At 70.0% G+C, this 16107-nt stretch carries 8 protein-coding genes; 2 read left to right on the top strand and 6 right to left on the bottom strand.

The genetic code is table 11. From position 1 onward, the window contains the following. Positions 1-115 precede the first annotated feature (115 nt). Both IG08_RS0139760 and IG08_RS0139750 read left to right on the top strand, forming a co-directional pair. A complete protein-coding gene (locus IG08_RS0139760; RefSeq protein WP_030614773.1) occupies positions 116-403 on the top strand; it encodes a hypothetical protein in 288 nt (95 codons plus the stop codon). A gap of 787 nt (positions 404-1190) precedes the next feature. Then, the gene (locus tag IG08_RS0139750) at positions 1191-2579 is read left to right on the top strand and encodes an HNH endonuclease signature motif containing protein (protein WP_030614770.1); all 1389 of its coding nucleotides are present in this window, start codon (positions 1191-1193) and stop codon (positions 2577-2579) included. A gap of 50 nt (positions 2580-2629) precedes the next feature. Here the strand turns inward: IG08_RS0139750 and IG08_RS0139745 are convergent, their stop codons facing one another. From IG08_RS0139745 to IG08_RS0139710, 6 genes are all read right to left on the bottom strand, one after another. Beyond that, on the bottom strand, positions 2630-3814 hold the full coding sequence (locus IG08_RS0139745; RefSeq protein WP_030614767.1) for a Wadjet anti-phage system protein JetD domain-containing protein: 1185 nt from the start codon (positions 3812-3814) through the stop codon (positions 2630-2632). Position 3815: 1 nt separating this feature from the next. Next, a complete protein-coding gene (locus tag IG08_RS0139740) occupies positions 3816-7232 on the bottom strand; it encodes an ATP-binding protein (protein ID WP_199820987.1) in 3417 nt (1138 codons plus the stop codon). Next, positions 7229-7852 carry a DUF4194 domain-containing protein gene (locus IG08_RS0139735; protein ID WP_030614761.1) on the bottom strand — a complete coding sequence of 208 codons (624 nt, stop codon included), beginning with the start codon at positions 7850-7852 and terminating at the stop codon, positions 7229-7231. The genes IG08_RS0139740 and IG08_RS0139735 overlap by 4 nt, the downstream gene beginning before the upstream one ends. After that, a complete protein-coding gene (locus tag IG08_RS0139730) occupies positions 7849-9330 on the bottom strand; it encodes a DUF3375 domain-containing protein (RefSeq protein ID WP_199820986.1) in 1482 nt (493 codons plus the stop codon). The genes IG08_RS0139735 and IG08_RS0139730 overlap by 4 nt, the downstream gene beginning before the upstream one ends. Positions 9331-10709: 1379 nt before the next feature. Then, complete coding sequence (locus tag IG08_RS56090; RefSeq protein ID WP_420823308.1) at positions 10710-12233, bottom strand: SWIM zinc finger family protein; 1524 nt, start codon at positions 12231-12233, stop codon at positions 10710-10712. A 968-nt stretch (positions 12234-13201) separates the two neighbouring features. After that, complete coding sequence (locus IG08_RS0139710; RefSeq protein ID WP_030614751.1) at positions 13202-16030, bottom strand: DEAD/DEAH box helicase; 2829 nt, start codon at positions 16028-16030, stop codon at positions 13202-13204. Positions 16031-16107: the final 77 nt, after the last annotated feature.

The following is a 16107-nucleotide window of genomic DNA, read 5'->3' as shown; positions in this document are numbered from 1 at the left end:
GTGCGGCGCACCCGGGCGCAGACACTGGAATCGAACACCACTCTCACTGGTCGTTACCGCTCCCCGTGATCGCTGACAGAACCCAAATCGCGTCGCCGTAGCCAGCTGGACGGTCGTGTCGACGCCGCTCCCCCTGCAGTTCGACGCCGGGGAAGCCGTCCAGGGGGCACTTGACGTCCTGGTTGGTGACGGTGACGGGTACCAGGCCGGTGTCGCCGACGGACAGGCGACGCTGGCGGGACTGACCTTGGTTCCGACCGTGTCGATCTTGCAGGCGCTACTGTTCCTGCGCGTGCCGCCGTCGCCACCGCCGCTGTCGTCGCAAGCGGTCGAGATAAGCGCCGCGTCCAGGGCAGCAACGGTGAGGGCGCGCATGTGGGCCCTCTGGTGCCTCGGGACGTGACGCTGCTGATCGAGTCAGTCCATCGATCAGCAGACCCGAGCGAGTGAAGCATCCAGGTGAACGGCCAGCCGAGCCGCTCAGCACTGGCCTCGCGGACACCGGCGCAGCTCCAGCGGGCTGAGCGGCTCGTCCTCGAAGCGCTGGTGGATCGCGTCGTCCAGCGCGCGGAAGAAGTGGCGGGCGGCGGCCTGGGTGTCGTCGGCGGGAAGGTAGGTGGCCGCGATGGCGCAGATGCCTCGGGGTGGCCTCGGTGACCTTCATGGCTGCCCCCTTCTGGTGTGGGGGCAGCCAGACGGTGGTGCCGACGACTTGGGCACCACTCCTAGGCGCCGGGCCAGGGCGGTTTCGAGGTGGCACCTCAGCCCGCGGCGCTGCTGGTCCACCCCGTACGGCACCCGGTCCGCAACCCTCCGTTCGTCGTCCACACCCGCACAACGAGCGAGACGCTGCCCGCGCTGTCGGCCGAACGAGGGCGGACCCTTCCGGAATTACCCGCCGTCCACTCCGTTCCAGACCTGTGCCAGCATCTCCGCCACGTGCACCCAGCGCACGGCCCGGTCGAAGACCGGCCGTGTGAGACTTTCCATCAGCTCGGGATAGGTGCCGCGGTCGGGCCGATGATCAGGGCGCAGACCGGCCGACGCGGGCCCATGATCTGCGTCTCTGCTTGACGGTCGGCTTTCGTTTGCAGGGGGCCTTGACCGGGCCGCAACAGCTCAGGCCACGAGCCTGTCGGGTTAAATTCACTCCAGGTCCTCGTCCATCTCCATGGAGTCAACAGCTACACATGTTCGTAGAGTTCGATGCCGCCCCGTTCAGCCCCGTGGGTGAGCAACATGTGGTGTGCGGTGCCACTCCCGCCGGGTTCGGCGCGCCGGTCTACGTCGAGAACCCGGATGCACAACCGAACGACGTCTTCAGGAGCCTGGTTCAGCGCTACCCGCGGTTGCCGAAGGGGTTGAAGTCCGCCGGCCAGCTCAGGGTCGCGGGGCTGCGCGCGTCAAACTTGTTCCGTCCCGACGCCTACGTGCTCGGGCCTCCGCAGCTGATTGGCATCCCCGGGGTGCCCACGAGCACCGGGCGCGCGACGCTGGGATGGGAGGAGACCGTGTATCCACCGTCGCCTGTCTACCGCGCGGATCGAGCTGTCACCTTCTCGGCGGCACCCGATGCCGACGAAGCCCAAGCCATCCGCAATGCTGCGATCCGTTGGGCACAGGACGTCCTCGACGATCCCGATACGGTCATTCTGGCCGTCAGCGCCATCGGGTCGCCCGCTCCGTCCACCCCGCCCCGGGAACGGGCCGTGCCCTACGAGATAGCAATCACCTCGGCCGGCGGCCGCAAGAGATGGCATCAATTCATCAACCCCGAATGGGAAGCGACATACCTGCAGCAGCTTCGGCTCGGCCATGCCGGCCCGGAGGAACTCGAAGCCGCCCCCCGTTTCCGCGAGGTAGCTGACACCCTGCTGCGCAGACTCCAGGGCAAGCGCGTCGTCACCTACGGACGCAACCTCCAGTACGCCGCTATCTACACGGGGCTGGAGTACGCCTGGCTACGGGACGGCCTCCCCTACGGTGCCCTGTGGCCGGACACGGCGACCACACTCACGAAATTGAACCGCAGCCGCTGGGAGTGCGCGCGTCTGCGCCACGGCGAGTTCGACAACGACTGGGACTCGGCCGCAGGTCACTTCGCACTGCCGGCCGAGGAACCGGCCGCCGATGCACTCGACCGCTGCCGGATGACCGCTGTCCTCCTGCGCCGTATGGCAGTTCCGGCTCTGCGGTACGCGGAGCTGAATGCCCGGGCGGAGGGCGCCGTGCGGGACGGCAAGAGCCATCGCCGCCGACCCCAAGGTGGTCAGCGACTGAGCCGTATCGCCGCATCCCGCTATGCGGTGCTCGAGCGCAGCCAAGGGGGCTGCGAGAACCCCCGCTGCCCTGATCCCCGCTACACCTCGGCACTCAGCCGCAATGGCTCCTACCTGTTGGAAGTAGATCACATAGACGATCACGCCAAGGGGGGCGAGGACCTTCCCAAAGCCATGATCGCTCTGTGCCCGAACTGCCATGCCCTGAAGACCCGTGGGACGGTGACCGACGAGTTCCGTGCTCTCCTTCGCGCTACGGCCCTCGCCAGGCACCAGGAACTACTCGCCGCAGCGCGATGAACCTGCCCCTTCATCGGCACCGACAAGCCGGCTGATGGTGTGTGCGGTGCCTAGCGGAGCTCGTTCAGGGCGTCTTCGAGCAGGTGGAACCGCACGCGTTCCTGTTCGAGTCGCACGTTGGGGCCGAACTCGCCGTCCACGAGGTTGTCGTAGACATCGGCCTCGTCCGGCGTCAGTGTGCCGAGAGGCTGGTGGGTGGGCGTGTCTTCCTTCACCCACTGGCCGCGGTGCTCCAGGAGAGTGCTCCGGTCCATCAGGATGGACCGCGTATGCGGGAAGGACCGACGCAGCCGGTCGAGGATGGTGAACCCGTGAGTGTCCAGGTCGCCCCAGTACACAAGGCGCACATCGTGCAGCCAGGTCAGGGCGGATAGTTGGGTGACGGCGTAGCCGCCGCCGTGGATCACGATGCTGTGGGGCTGGTCGGGGAAGGCAAGGTAGGTGGTTTCGTTCTCCATGACGTACACGGTCGTGATGCCGGGCGGCGGCGCGGTGAACTCATCCGCGCGGACCGTGAGTTCGCTGAAGCCCCCCACCGACTCGCCGCCGAGCAGCCGGAATCGCAGGTAGGCGGGCTTGCGCAGGAAGCGGAAGCGGGCGGCGAAGTCAGTGCGCGCGGCCGCGGTGTCGATGCGGTCGTCGGGAAGGCACTGCTCGAGCAGGGTGGTCAGGATGGCGCGGTGACGTTCGATGAACTTGGTGTCCACGCCGGGTACGTCGAGCTGGCGCAGGTAGACGGCTGGTCCACGGTAGTCGGTGATCCAGCGGATCGTGTCCTCCAGGCGGGGCCAGTCGGCCTCCCGTTGGAGGACCTGCATGGGATGGGCGACCATCCAGTCGATGAGAGCGGGCAGCCTTTCCTGGGTAGAGGCCAGCAGGGCTTGGTAGCGGGCGACGGTGGGGGTGACGCCGAGTAGGCGCCAGAGGTCGTCGCGGTCGTCGATCCAGACGCGGTCGGGGATGTTGTTCACGCCGGCCAGGCGTCCGCCGAGTCGGCGGTATTCGATGCGCAGGTGCCGGTGTGCGCTGGGCGCCCACGATTCGGTCCAGGCGAGGACGTCGTCGTAGTGGCGGGTGATGTCGCCAGCTTTGGGGCCGCGCAGGGGAATCTCGACGGGTTCCCAGGGTGCCCCGTCGGCGAGTTGGGTGAGGTAGGTACCCGTGTTCCAGCGTTTGCGGAGGCGTTCGAGGACGGCCTGCGGCGTAGTCCAGTTGGAGCCTTGATGCGTCGTCATCTCAGTTTCCCTGTCCGGCGGTGGGCTGCAGGCCGGCCAGGGTGTGGGCGAGGCGTTCTTGGCGGTACTGGGCGATGGTCAGGGTGCGTAGGCGGGAGTGGTGTCCGCTGGGGTTGTCGACGAAGCCGACGGCGGACACGTAGGGCTCGATGACGTGGATCTTCTGCAGCGGGGTGACGATGAGGAGTTGCAGGCCCAGGCGCTTGAAGAGGTCCAGGGCGAAGCGGGCGGATTCCTCTGAGCCGCGTCCGAAGGCTTCGTCGATGACCACGAAGCGGAAGGTACGGCTCCTGCTGTGGGTGGTGTCGAGCTTGAACTGGTAGGCGAGAGAGGCGGCCAGGATGGTGTACGCGAGCTTCTCCTTCTGTCCGCCGGATTTGCCGCCGGAGTCGGAGTACACCTCGTACTCGGAGTCGTCCTCGCGGCGTCGTTCGCTGGCGCTGAAGACGAACCAGTACCGCACGTCGGTGACGCGCTTGGTCCAGCCGCGGTCGCTGTCCGCGTGGCCTTCGCGGCCCTTGAAGCGTTCGATTAGGTGCTGGACCTGGTGGAACTTCTCCTCGGAGTACAGGTCGGAGTCGTCGCCGGATAGGACGTCGTCGGTACAGGCGCGCAGTTCCGCGGTGAACTCGCGGATCTCGGTGTTGGGGGTCTGCTCGGGCTTGAGCATGATGTAGCGGCCCGGGTTGTAGTCGATGCCGGCCAGCGACTCGTTGATGGTGTGGATGCGGTCGCCGATCTCGTCGGCCCAGATGTTCAACTGCGCGTGGAATCCGGCGATCTCGCGGATCACGTTGGTCTTCAGGTAGGTGCGGAACTGGTCCTGGAAGCGCGGCAGGTCGTCGGCGACGAGCTGCTGGTGCAGGGCACGGTATCCGGGGGCGGAAGCGACGGAGGCGTCGAGTTCGCTGGTCTCGACCTGATAGGTGGTGCGGAAGGAGCTCATCTGGGCGGCGATCGTCTGGGCGAGGCGGGTCTGCTCCTTGGCCCAGCGGTGCTTGTGCGCCGTCATCTCCTCGCGCAGCAGGGTTTCGGCCTGCGCCCACTCCTGCGCGGTCCGGCACTCCAGGCGGGCGGTAGTCAAGCGCCGCTCGAGGGCCGGAAAGTGCGCCTGTGCAGCGCCGGCGGCCGGTTCGTCGAGTACCGCGAGGGCCTCGTCACAGGCGCGTTCAGCGGCGTCGCGCTCGCCGTCGACCCGCCCCCAGCGCTGGCTGGCCTTCTCGTAGGCGGCCCCCTGTTCGGTGATTTCGTCGGCGATCTCGGTGAGGCGACGGGTGAGTTCGTCCAGGTCCTCGGAGGCGGCTTGCAGGCGCTGCTTCTCCGCAGTCAGCTCGGTGATGCGCCGTACCGCGGACGGCCAGTCGATCTCGCTGTAGTCCAGCATCGCCGCCAGCCGGTCAAGGACCTTGTCACGGCTGATGGCGTCCTCGTACGCGGCTCCCAGCCCGCGCTTCTTCTTCTCCATCTCGCGCTGGGCGCCATGGACCCGTACCGCCTGATCCAGGAGGGCATCGATCTTCGCCTGGTTCGTCCAGCCGAGCACATACGTGCTGCGGTCGCCGATGCTGGTGGTGTCGTTCTTCTCGTGGCGGCCCCGCGCCCCCTTGATCAGCCCCTGTGCGGTGATGGCCAGTTCGGCGTGGCGGAAGTCCTCCATCGTCGGCACACAGGCGTGGGAGGCACGGCGTTCGAGCTCGCCGGCCAGCCACGGGGCGAACGGCGAGTCCTCGCGCACTTCGAGCTTGGTGAACAGCGCCGTGGACGCACCGGTGGGCAAGCGCCGCGGCGGGAGCTTGTCCGGGACGCGGAAGTAGACCAGCTTCGTCCCCAGGTGGTGGTCGTTGATCCAGTCGGAGACGCGAGCGTACTGATCGCCGGGGACCAGGAGGGACACGGCGAAGCCGCGCAGCAGCCGCTCGGCGGATCCGGCCCACGCCTGTTCCTCGTCTCGGACCTGAATGAGTTCGCCGGCGAAGGGCAGGGCACTGTCCTCGATGCCGAGTTCGCGGCTCAGGCGGGCGCGTACCTCCAGCTGCTTGCGGGGGATGTTGCTGCGGCGCGAGCGCAGACTGATCAGGTCTGCGTTTAGGTCCTCGGCCCGCTGATTCAGCTGTGCGGTCTCGACTGCGAGCGTCTCCAGGGCCGTGCGCGTCTCCTGTGTCGTCGCGGCGACGTCGTGCTGGGCCCGGGCGATCTCCTCAAGGCGGTCGGTGAACTGCGCCTGATCGGTGACCGGGGCCAGCTCTGCCTGCTCCAGCAGGGTTGCGTGCTGGCGGGCGCGCTTCTCCTGAGCGGCGCGCTGCTGCTCCGTCTCCTCGATCTGGCGCTCCAGTTCACCCAGGCGCCCGCCGCCCAGGCCCTCACGCTGCAGTTCCCACCGGCGTTCCTGGTCCCGCAGCCGCTCCAGCTCGTCCTTCGCGGTCTTCTTCTCACCCTCCAGGCGGGTGAGCATCCGCTCCGCCTCGGCGCGCTGGGCCTCGTGCAGCACCGACGTGCGCTGGGCGATGAAGTATCGCAGGGCGGCCTGCTGGGCGTCGGCTTCCTCGATGCGTGCGGCCAGGCCGTCGTAGGCGTCGCAGTCCTCAAGTAGCGGGGTGAGGGCATCGATCTGGGCGCGGGCCCGCTGAACGGAGTTGTAGGTGGTAGTCAGAGCGTCGAAGTGGCTCACAATGTTGTCCGTCATCGCCGCTGCATCGAACGGTTCGAGCATGTGACTGCGCACGAACTCGTCCAGGCTGCCCACCGACTTCATCGACACCGTCTGATGGAAGAGTTCCAGCGCCTGTTCGGACTCGATGCCCATCCGGCGCCGGAAATCCTTGCTGTACGGCGGGAACGTCTTGTGGACGCGGACATCGGCCGATTCGAGACGCTTCTTCAGCGCCCGCACCTCGGTGCCGAAGTCGGCGAAGTCTCCGCCGACGGACAGCGCCCGGTCGGCGACGAGGAACAGCCGCTCGGGGCTGGTGGCGTTCCCGTCGGCCAGCCAGAACACCTGCCCCAGCGTGACGGTCGCCGCCAGCGCCGGGTTCGTGAACACGCCCAAGATGACGGAGTAGCTGCCCGGCTTGCGCAGCGCCACCGGCTTGGTCGTCCCGGTGGTCTCGTTGCGTTCGGACTTGTAGTGGCCCAGCACGTAGGAGCGCAGGCTGCGCTCGCCGCTCTCCGCACCGGCCGCCTTGTTGTAGGCGATCTTGCGGGCGGGCATGAACAGCGTGGTGATCGCATCCACCAGGGTGGACTTGCCGGAACCGATGTCACCGGTCAGCAGGGCGTTGGCGCCGGCGAGGCCGAACGACCACACGTGCTTGTCGAACGTGCCCCAGTTGTAGACCTCCAGACGCTCCAGCCGGAAGCCTGCCGCAGCCAGGTCGGTGGAGGCACTTGTGTCGGCGGGGCCGGGCTGGGCGGGGATCACTGCTGCTTCTCCTGGGGGGTGTGGGTGGCCGCGTACTGGGCCAGGTTCGTGTCGAAGTCGGCGAGCCACTGCCCGTCGACGAAGGCTTTGATGATCCGCTGCACCTCGAACAGCTGCTCCTGCCCGCGAGGGCGGCGCAGGAATTGCAGGTCCACCACCTTGTTGATGTGGCCGTCGATCTGGTCGACCAGGCGTGCCTCGTTGCTGCCGGCCGGGAGGAACATGGGGATCATCTCGACGATCTCGTCCCGGGTGATCATCAGGCGGGTGCCGTCGGCGCCCGCGTCGAACTCGGCGAGCCGCTTGCGCAGCAGCACGACCAGCAGACTGACGGGGTAGGACAGCGAGCGGCGGGGCATCAGCCGCGGCGCCATGCGGGGATCGCGGACATCGTCCTCGTCGTCGGGTTTTGACTGGAGGAAGGCGTAGCCCTCCATCTCGTCGATCACCACGCGCAGCCCCATGACGTCGACGTAGTCCTTCACGCCGGCGCTGTGATGCAGGAGGGCGTCCCAGGCCCGCTCGTGCTGGTCGCGGAAGACCGGGCCCTTGAGTAGCTGGTTGACCGGCAGCGAGAGGGCGTACGGCTGCTGCGGGGTCGGGGTGGCAGGTGTGGTCATCGCCGCTCCTTCGGGCTGGATACCCAGGCGATGCCGGGGCTGGTGCGGGCAAAGGTGACCACGGGCACGGTGGCGACCTGCTGGACGTCGTCCTCGCCGATCCACGTGATCTCTTCTTGGCGGTGGTCGTCGAACACGGTGGTGAACCCGTCGTCCGGTAGCGCGAAGTAGGCGACCAGTTCGGCGAGCCCCTGCTCTAGGGGGTGCTCGCGCAGCGTCTCGGCCAAGGACACCTGCGTGCGCAAACCCAGGGCGTGGTGCACCGCGGCCGTGAGCCGGGCGGGCTCCACATACACCGCCTCGAACAAGGCGTCGGCGGTGAACTCCTCGTCCCCCGCCTCGATGCCGGTGCTGTCGATCGGCGCCTTGACCAACGGCGTATACAAGGGCCGCTCCATCGGCAGGGCGATGGCCGGGGCTGCCGCATCGATCTCGGCGACCAGATTCACGCCCGGCACGTCGCGCAGGGCCAGGGCCTGCGTCTCGATCGCGCGCACCAGTGCCAGGACGCGGCGGTCTTCCGAGCGCACCTGGTCGTCCAGGAACCGACGGAGCTGGTCCGACAGCTGCCGCACCGTGGCCTGGGTGCGTTCGGCGGCCTCCAGCCAGTCCCGGGGCATGCGACGCATGCGCGGGTCAGGCTCGTCGATGGCCTCCATCGCCTCGACCTCGGCCAGCAGCGTCTTGAGTTCGTCCTGACGGCTCGGGGCGAGCAGGAAGTCGTAGAACGCCTGGAAGGTCCGTCCCTGGTCCGATGCTGCGATGCTCTCGCGGCTGCCTAGCACCTCGTCCAGGAGTTCGCCCTTGGCCCCGTCCCACGCGGCGATCTTGCTCCGCAGGTCCCGGTCCAAGTCCCGGAAGTTCGCCTCAACCTCGCGGAAGTCGGCCAGCAGCCCATGCGCCGTCGTCGTCACCTGCTGGTAGCGGTCCCGCAGCGCCGCGCTGTCCAGGACGTCTACCTCGCCGGCCTCAACACGCTCGATTTCCTGGTCGATTTCATGCCGTCGACGGGTGAGCTCGGCCAGTCGCGCCTCGGGGTCGGTTTCGGTGCCGAACGTCATCTGCCGCAGCAGATCGAAGATCGTATTCAGGCGCGACTCCGTGCCGATGAACGAACGCTCTTCCAGCGACCGGACCCACGCGATCGCCTTCTCGACCGCGGCCGTGGCGTCGTAGTGCGGCTCGTCCGAATCCGGCGGGTAATACTTGCGCAGCCAGCCGTTCCCCGATTCCGACCAGTCATCCAGATACGCCTTCGCGGACTTGGGAAACGCGCCCTGCCCCAACCGGTCATTGAGGGCGAACAACTCGTCGTCCAGCCGTTCGACAAGCTCCGCACCGGCAATCGAGCGCGCTCCCTGCTCGACGAACACCTTGTTGAAGAAGCTCAGCATCAGCGCGGCGTTGTCGGCCTTCAGCAGCCGCCAAGCAGCGCTCTGTTTCCGCAGCGCGACCAGTCGGTCGTAGTCCAACTCCATACATCCTGCCCTCTCACCAGCCCAGCAAGTACGACCGCATTTCCCGCCAACGGCGAAAACGCACGCCCCACTCGGTCGGCACTCATGCCCTCGCAGCCGTGCACAGGCATTCCGCGCCGGCCACAAGGAACCGTAGAGGCCACCACTGACAATGGGACTCGGCCGGAGCCGACGACGGGATAGGCCAGGCTGCCTCGGGGAGGGAAAACGGCAAGGCAAGGGGCCGGATACATCCGGATTCCGGATCGTTCCCGTTCCTCGCCCTTACAGCCATTTACGAACACAATTTCGAGTCCCTGGCCGGGGATTTCGGCTCGCCTACCGGTCCGCCGACGCCCTGCGCCATCCGTGCGGACGCGAGGCCGTGCCATCGCATCGTGATCGCGCCCGGCGAGAGCTGGGTGGTGTCGCCGTCAACACATCGGGCCACAGGAAAGCGCGACAGGCCACCTCAAGATCAGAAGAGTCCATGATCCGGTTGGGTCTTCTGCCGGAATTCCAGTCGCTGTTTCCCTGTGACAGCCATGACGGCGCAAATACAGGGAGGGCCTCGCGGATGAACGGGCACATAGATCAACGGATGGTACTGCTCATGCTCGCTGGCTGCGGCACTGTGTACGTCGCCTTCAAGCACCCGTCGTTCGGTACCGCCCTAGTCGTCGGTGTCGCCGTGGTGACACTGCTCCACCTCCTGATGCGGGGGCACTGACCCGCATTCCGGTCAACTTCGATGGCACGCGCTCAGGGTTCTCGACAGCCGCCCTTGTTTCGCAGCCCAGAACAGCTAACCGGAGCAGAGCAAACCCCATCGACCACCGCTCAATTGGGCCCGTCCCCGTACGCGGAGACCCCCGCCGGATCAAGCCGCCGGGGGGCCACATCGGTCACACCTGTCACGCGCGTGTCACCAACAGCGTCGACGCTCCTGAACCACAAGGCCCTGAACAGGACAAACGCTCCCGACTTGGACCACGTCGACGCCAGAAGACGGCTTCTACGACATGTGCCAGGTGGTACCGAGGGACGGGCCGAGGATGAGCACCGGGGCGTCTTCCGGGCCGTCGAATCGGTACTGGAGGGCAGGGGTCTTCGTCTCACTCACCGCTCCACGCTAACCGCCGTTTCTTACTGTCCGACCCCTGGGCCCCCACTCCCCACACCTGACTCCCGAACATCATCAGCGAACTCTCACACCGCCTTCACCGAATGCCGGACCACGGCGTCGGAGAGGTAACCCTGCGTGTTGAGCACCGTGCTGTCCGGCTGCGTGCGGCCCGTGGTGTCGGTGGCGCGGGCCAGGAGGGTGTACGACCCCGGCGCCGGCGGTCGGTCGCAGGGGCGAAGTCGGCCGGCGGGGGGCCGACGGAGGCCGGCTGGGGTCAGAGGTCGCCCGGTGTGCCGAGGCCCGTCAGGGCGCCGACCGGGTCCAGGTCCGGCGTGCCGCGGGGCCACCAGTCGTCCTGGCCCGGCTCCGACTCGTAGGCGTACCACAGGCCGTCGCGGCCAAGACGGAGTTGGACGTGGCCGCGGGGGTGGGTGAGGCGGTTGTGCGCGGGGCGGAACGCGGGGAGGTCGGCGCCGAGGAGGAGGGGGCGGGCGCGGTCGAAACGGCCGGCCGGCGGGTCCCAGGGTTCTTCGAGGACGGCGAGGCCTTCGATACCGCCCTGACGCCAGGCGGCGACCGCGCGCGCCAGTTCGGACGGGGTGCGGTCGGTGGCGGAGGCGAGGGAGGCGTAGAGGGCACGGGTGGCGGCGGTGAGCCCGGAACCGGGGCGGGCCGCGGCGAGCCGCACCGCGTCCTGCCACAGGGTGAGTTCGCCGACGGGGTCGCGGCCGGTGCCGAGGAGTGCGTGGGCGCGGGCGGCGGCGTCGGTGGCCAGCTGGTCCAGGGCGAAGGGGTCCGGGCCGCCCGGGGCCGCCGGGTACACCGGGGGCTGCCCGGGATGCGGAGGCAGGGGCAACGGCGCGGGCAGGGGCGGGAGTTGACGAGGCACCAGGGCTTCACTCGCCCGCACACCGGGCAACGGCGCCGGCTCCTGTTCCTGGGCGGCACGGGCCGCGCGGGCGGCGCTCAGGCGGGACAGCGCGTCGAGCAGCTCGCGTTCGGCGCGGCCGCGCAGCAGGAGCAGGACGAAGGGGTCGGCGTCGAGCAGACGTGCCGTCTGGTAGCAGAGGGCGGCGGCGTGCTTGCAGGGGTGACCGCGGTCGGGGCAACTGCAGTGCGGTTCGAGGTCACCGGCGCCGGGGAGCAGTGGGACTCCGCAGTCGGCCAGCGACTGGGGCATCTCCTTGTCGAGCAGCGCGGCGATGTGCCCGGGCCGCTCGGCCGCAAGATCCAGGAACCGGTCCCAGTCCGCGTCGTCGAGCGTGCGCAGCCGCACCTGCACGCGGTACGGCCGGGGGCGGCTCCCCTGCACATACGCGAGCACCAGCCCCGGCGTCACCGTGATGGCGTCCACATGCCCCTGCTCGGCATACCCGCGCCCCCGCGCCAGCCGCTTGGCGTCCAGCGCGCCCTCCTCCAGCGCGGTGACCCACGCGTTGCCCCACCAGGTCTCGGCGAAGGCCCCGCCCGTCGCCGCGAGGGGCGGGAGAGCGGCGAAGGTCCGCCGCAGCTCACCGTCGCGGCTGGGAGAGGCCATGGAACGGGGGTGGCGGGGTGGGGCAGGTGGGTCCGGGGAGAGCGGGGAGGGGTGGAGCAAGAACTGTGCGTGCGAGTGGACCGCGGGGTCCTCACCCGGTGGGGGCGAAGCCGGGGTCGCCGGTTCGCTGCCGGTGTCCGTGTGCGCCGGCCGATCCGAACTCCCGTGCCGCGTGCCCTCGTTGTCGCCATTGTCGCCGTTGTCGCCGTTGTCGTCGTTGTCGTCGGCCTGCTCGTTCGCGTCCGGAAGGTCTACGGGCATCCGGAAGGCGTCGGCCAGCAACTCCCGTAGGTCGCGTGCCCTGACACCTGCGGCCCGGGCCCGGGGTGGGGCCGGATGGGTGGGACGCGGCCGCGGGGCGGACCCTGTCTCCGAGGTCGAAGCGACACGCCGCGAACGGCGCCCGGCCTCGGCTTCCAGACTCGCGGCGTCCGCCTGAGCCCGACGGGCCGCGCGCAGCGCCTCGCGCGCGACATCCGCGGGGCGTGGGTCCCGCGGAGCGGCTACGTCGTCCTGTGTCGCGCCGCCGGTCGGTTCCGTTTCCTCACCGGTGACACCGCCGGTCGAGGCTCCCTGGGCCGAGCCGCCGGCACTGCCTGACAGGCCTTGGGCCGAGCCCTCTGGCCCGGAGCCGGGTGCGCTGCCCGATCCGCCCTGGCCCGGGCTCTCCGAGGGACCGTCGGAGTCACCGGACGCCACGCCGCCGAATCCTGTGCCGGGCCCGGCGTCTTCGCCACCCGGGCGCGAGCCGTGCCCAGCGATACCGTTCGCGCCCGGAACCGCACCGCCCCCGGCAGCCGCATCTCGCCCATCGGGGTCGTCCGGCTCCGGAACGGCACCGCCCCCGACACCGGCATCGCCGGCACCCGTACCCGAGCCGCGCCTGGCGGCAATGGCCTGCCGGAGCGCCGCACGCGCTGCGTCACCCGGCCGGGCGTGCGGCGCCGGAGACTTGTCCGGCCCCACGACCGCCTCAGGCCCTGTGGCCGCGTCGGTCTCCGCAGACACAGCGGCCTTCTGAGGCACCGGAACCGTGCCCTCTCCTGGCACCGTGCCCTCCTCCGGCACCGCAGGCCTCTCCGGCGCCGCAGGCTCCGGCGCCGCACCCTCTTCAGCTGCCCCCGACCTCTCACCGTCCGCGCCTTCCCCCCGCTCCGCGCCTTCCCCCCGCTCCGCGCGCTCACGCGCCGCCCGTAGGGCGCGGCGGACCTCGTCGGCGGGGTGGGACGTCATGACGTCCTCCGGAGCGAGACCAGGTCGGACAGCTCGCGGTCCGTCAGTTCCGTGAGGGCCGATTCGCCGGAGCCGAGGATCGCGTCGGCGAGGGCGCGCTTGGCTTCGAGCATCTCGGCGATGCGGTCCTCGACCGTGCCCTCGGTGATGAGGCGGTGAACCTGGACGGGCTGGGTCTGGCCGATGCGGTAGGCGCGGTCGGTGGCCTGTTCCTCGACGGCCGGGTTCCACCAGCGGTCGAAGTGGACGACGTGGCCCGCGCGGGTGAGGTTCAGGCCCGTACCGGCAGCCTTCAACGACAGGACCAGGATCGGGGTCGCTCCGCTCTGGAAGCGGTCCACCATGCGCTCGCGCTCCGGTACCGGCGTGCCGCCGTGCAGGAGTTCCACCGGGACCGCTCGGGCGGCCAGGTGGGAAGTGATCAGGCGGGCCATGCCGACGTACTGCGTGAAGACGAGTGCCGAGCCGTCCTCGGCCAGGAGGGTGTCCAACAGCTCGTCCAGCAGGGCGAGTTTGCCGGAGCGGGTGGCGAGCCGGTCCGTGGCCGCCGGCGGGACGTCCTCCTTCAGGTACAGCGCGGGGTGGTCGCAGATCTGCTTCAACGCGCCCAACAGCTTCAGCACCAGGCCCCTGCGGGCGATGCCGTCCACGGTCTCGATGGCCAGCAACGACTCGCGCACCACCGCCTCGTACAGCGCGGCCTGTTCGCGGGTGAGCGGGACCGGGTGGTCGGTCTCGGTCTTGGGCGGGAGCTCGGGGACGATGCCGGGGTCGGACTTCTTGCGACGCAGGAGGAAGGGCCGGACCAGGCGAGCCAGCCTGGCCACCGCCTCCTCGTCCTCGCCGTTCTCCACCGCGCGCGCGTGCCGCGCGCGGAAGGACTTCAGCGGGCCCAGCAGTCCGGGTGTCGTCCAGTCGAGCAACGCCCAGAGCTCCGACAGGTTGTTCTCGACCGGTGTGCCGGTCAGGGCCACGCGCGCCGGGGACTCGATCGTGCGCAGGGCCTTCGCCGTCGCCGAGTACGGGTTCTTCACGTGCTGGGCCTCGTCCGCGACGACCATGCCCCACCGCTGCTGGGCGAGGGTGGCCGCCGCCGAGCGCATGGTGCCGTACGTCGTGAGGACGAAGCCGCCGTCGAGGTCGTCCAGGGCGCGGTCCGCACCATGGAAACGGCGGACCGGAACTCCGGGCGCGAACCTGGTGATCTCCCGCTGCCAGTTGCCCAGCAGGGAGGCCGGGCAGACGACGAGGGTCGGCTCGCGGCGTGCCCGGCGCAGGTGCAGGGCGATGACGGTGATCGTCTTGCCGAGCCCCATGTCGTCGGCGAGGCAGCCGCCGAGGCCGAGGGAGGTCATGAGGTCGAGCCAGGCCAGGCCCCGGAGCTGGTAGTCGCGGAGGGTGGCGCGCAGGCCCGGCGGTGGCTCGGCGGGCTTGATACCGGCCGTGAGTCGGTTGCGCAGGGTGGCGAGAGCGCCGACCGGTACCGCCTCCACGGTCTCGCCGTCGACCTCCGCGCTGCCCGTGAGGGCGACGGACAGGGCGTCCACCGGGTCGAGCAGGCCCAGTTCGCGCTTGCGGGCCTTGCGGACCAGGGCGGGGTCGACCAGCACCCACTGGTCCCTGAGCCGTACGACCGGGCGGTGGGCCTCGGCGAGCTCGTCCATCTCGGCCTCGCTGAGCGGGTCGCCACCGAGCGCCAACTGCCAGCGGAACTGAAGGAGTTCCTCGCTCTCGAAGAAGCCGGTGCCGTCGGTCGCGGAGCCCGGTGCGGGTCGGACCACCGCGGCCGCGGTCAGGTCCTGCGCCAGGTCCCGGGGCCAGTGCACGGCCACCCCGGCCGCCGCGAGCCGGGTCGCCGCGATGCCGAGCAGGTCGCCCAACTCCTCCTCGGACAGGGCCAGTACGTCGGGCGCGTCCTGTTCGGAGAGACGGTCGAGCGGCGGCCAGACCCGGGCCGCGCGCCGCACCGCGAGGGCCGCGTCCACGCGCGCGCGTGGCCCGAAGGCAGCGTCCGCGTCGCCCGCCCACAGGGCCGCCGCGTCGGCCACGAGTGTGGGGTCGGCGAGGTTGTGCACCTGGACGATCGCCGCGCCCGCGCTGCGCCTGCCGTCGCCGTCCGCATCGAACAGGTCGTAGGCCGAGAGGTCCAGGCGGAGCGAGATCCGCACGCCCGCGTCCATGCCGGCGGCGACCTCCGCGGCCCAGTCGTGGGCGTGGGGCAGACGCTGGGGTTCGCGCGCGGCGAAGGGCTTGCCGGAGGTGTACGGCGCGGCGGGGGTGCGGGGCAGGGTGTCCGCGACCGCGTCCAGGAAGGAGCGCATCAGCGCTTCCGGTTCGGGCAGCCGGAGCGGGCCCGGGCCGGGCAGCGGGACCGCGTGTCCTTCGTGCGGCAGGGCGGCCGCGACGGCCCGCAGGTAGGCGATGTCGTCGGGGTCCAGGGGCCCGGCCCGCCAGGCGTCGTGGCCGGTGGCCGTGAGGCCGGGCAGCAGCCGGCCGCGGGCCGTGAGTCCGAGCGCTTGCAGCGCGGCCGCGCCCCAGCAGGCGGTGGCGGGGTGGGCGGCGGGGTCGCGCCGGGCGCGGACGAGGAGCGGCAGGGCCTCGCCGAGCGGGAGCGTCAGTGCGGGGGTGGTCCTGCGGCGCACTCCGGCGCCGTGCCGTCGTACGACAGTGAGCTCGGTGTGCTCGGTGGCGGGCAGGGGGCCGCCCTCGGGGTCCCAGAAGGCGATCCGGCCCTCGCGCGGGAGGGGCGCGGGCAGGAAGACGGCGGCAAGCCGGACGGGGACCTCCCCCTCCACTCGCCCGGCCACCGTGGCCGTGTCGCTCATACGTCCTGTCACCTCCCGCCCGTGAGTCGGATCAGCCGTCTTCGACTCTACGGGCGGGGTCTGACAATCGGCTCCGG

Source organism: Streptomyces fulvoviolaceus (genome assembly GCF_000718165.1).
Lineage (GTDB): Bacteria > Actinomycetota > Actinomycetes > Streptomycetales > Streptomycetaceae > Streptomyces > Streptomyces fulvoviolaceus.
Note: the sequence above shows the minus strand (reverse complement) of the source record. Positions and strands in the feature narration are given on the sequence as shown.